Source organism: Gordonia sp. (in: high G+C Gram-positive bacteria) (assembly GCF_020438995.1).
Taxonomy (GTDB): domain Bacteria; phylum Actinomycetota; class Actinomycetes; order Mycobacteriales; family Mycobacteriaceae; genus Gordonia.
On sequence record NZ_JAGQTN010000193.1, the window covers coordinates 1 to 1,997 of the forward strand.

Sequence of the window (1,997 nt, forward strand, 5' to 3'; positions counted from 1 at the left end):
ACACCGATCTCCGTGCACAACGTCGACCAGAGTGGCTCGTCGGTGCGGCCGGGAAGGGTGGAGGCCTTGCGTACGGAATCCATTCCACCGCGCCGTCGCAGCAGGTCGGCGACGGAATCGCGGAGCGCTTCACGGTCGTCGGCCGATGCCGCCTCGCCCAGCGTCCCGGAGCGGGTACGAGCGGCCGACCGGTCGTCGATCGTGGTGTTCATGGCGCCTTCCTGCCTTGCGGAACTATCAGAGGGAGTCGAGGATTCGCTGCCGGTGCTGGGCGGGGGTGCCCCAGGCGCCGACGAGTGCCCGCGTCTTGGTCAGGTACAGCGACAGGTCGTGTTCGGCGGTGTAGCCGATGGCGCCGAGCACCTGCAGCGCCTGCCGGGACGCGAGGTAGGCGGCGTCGGCGGTGGCGACCTTCGCCGCGGAGATATCGGCGAGGACGTTCGTGCCCACCGGTACGAGGCCGTCGGCGCCGAGCGCGGCGGCGTGCACGAGGGGCCGCGCCATCTCCAGGGCGATCGCCACATCGGCCAGATGATGTTTGACCGCCTGGAATGATCCGATGGCGCGGCCGAACTGTTTGCGTGACTGCGCGTATTCGGCGGCCAGCGTCAGCATGGTCTGCCCGAGGCCGAGCAGGTAGGCGGCCGTGGCCAGTGCCCCGAGGTCCGCAGCCGAGACCGCCGCGTCCGGGAGGTTGACGTCCTCGACGAGGACGGTGTCCACGGCGACCGTCGAGACGGTCCGTGCCGGATCCACCGACGCCGCGGTCGAGGCGATCCGGGCCACCGAAAGTGTCCCGGAGGCAAGCAGATACACCTGTGCCGCGTTCGGCGCGTCGGCGGCGTTCGGCTGCCAGTGCTCGATCGCGCACGAGACCGGTGTCCCTTCGGCGAGCGGGGCGAGCCGCTGGTGCAGGCCGCAATCGCCGAGGAGCTTCGGTGCCACCGCCAGGCTTTCGACGATCGGTCCGGGCATACCGTGACGTCCGAGTTGTTCCATCGCCACCACCAGTTCGGTGACCCCGGCCCCCGATCCGCCGTGTTCCTCGTCGATGACGAGACCGCAGATGCCTGCCTCGGCAAGCTGACTCAGCACCGGGGTGGCCGATGCCGGATCACCGGCCGCGTAGGCGCGGATGACCGTGGGCATGTCGGCCTTGGTGAGGATGGCGTCGACGGTCGAGGCCAGATCCGAATGAATGTCGGAGAGCAGAAAATCCATGGGGATGGTCCTTTACCGGTCGCCGCGGGGCAGGCCGAGGAGTCGTTCGGCGATCACATTGCGCTGAATCTCATTGGTACCGGCGTAGATCGGCCCAGACAGCGAGAACAAGTAACCGTCGGTCCATTCGTCGGCGATCTCGGCGTCGGTGCCCTGCAGGTCGAGTGCGGTCTCCTGGGCGGCGATGTCCCACTGCGACCAGAACACCTTGTTGATCGACGATTCCATGCCGAGTTGTCCGCCCGCGGCGAGCCTGCTGACGGTCTGATAGGTCGACAGTTCGTAGGCGCGGGAGCCGATCCAGGCGTCGGCGACGCGACGATCGACATCGGCCGCGGCCGGAACCTCGGTGCGGTTACGTTTCCACAGATCCACCAACCGGTCGGTGGTAGCCAGGAAGCGGCCCGGGGCCCGCAGTGACAGGCCACGTTCGTTGGCGGCGGTGCTCATCGCGACGCGCCAGCCGTTGTTGACCTCACCGATCACCCCGGACTCGGCCGGGTTCGCCGGATCGTCGGGCACGAACACGTTCTCCAGGAACAACTCCGCGAAACCGGGCTCGCCGTCGAGCTGGGCGATCGGGCGCACGGTGACGCCGGGACTGCGCAGATCGAACATGAAGTAGGTGATGCCCTTGTGTCGCTGGGCGTCCCTGTCGGAGCGGAATAGTCCGAACGCCCAGTCTGCGAAGCTCGACCGCGAACTCCACGTCTTCTGGCCGTTGAGCAGCCAGCCGCCCTCGGTGCGGGTGGCCGTTGAACGGAGCGATGCCAGGT

At 68.1% G+C, this 1,997-nt stretch carries 2 protein-coding genes and 1 pseudogene; all 3 read right to left on the minus strand.

What is annotated here, in order from left to right:
* A pseudogene (locus KDB67_RS14260) lies at positions 1–212 on the minus strand (acyl-CoA dehydrogenase); the annotation flags it as partial.
* A 25-nt stretch (positions 213–237) separates the two neighbouring features.
* Complete coding sequence (locus KDB67_RS14265) at positions 238–1,221, minus strand: acyl-CoA dehydrogenase family protein (protein ID WP_291016809.1); 984 nt, start codon at positions 1,219–1,221, stop codon at positions 238–240.
* A gap of 12 nt (positions 1,222–1,233) precedes the next feature.
* The coding region (locus tag KDB67_RS14270) for an acyl-CoA dehydrogenase family protein (protein ID WP_291016811.1) at positions 1,234–1,997 on the minus strand (764 nt) is incomplete at its 5' end.

Coding starts and splice junctions, on each gene's coding strand:
- KDB67_RS14265 (WP_291016809.1), bottom strand. CDS start 1,221: ATGGATTTTCTGCTCTCCGACATTCATTCGGATCTGGCCTCGACCGTC.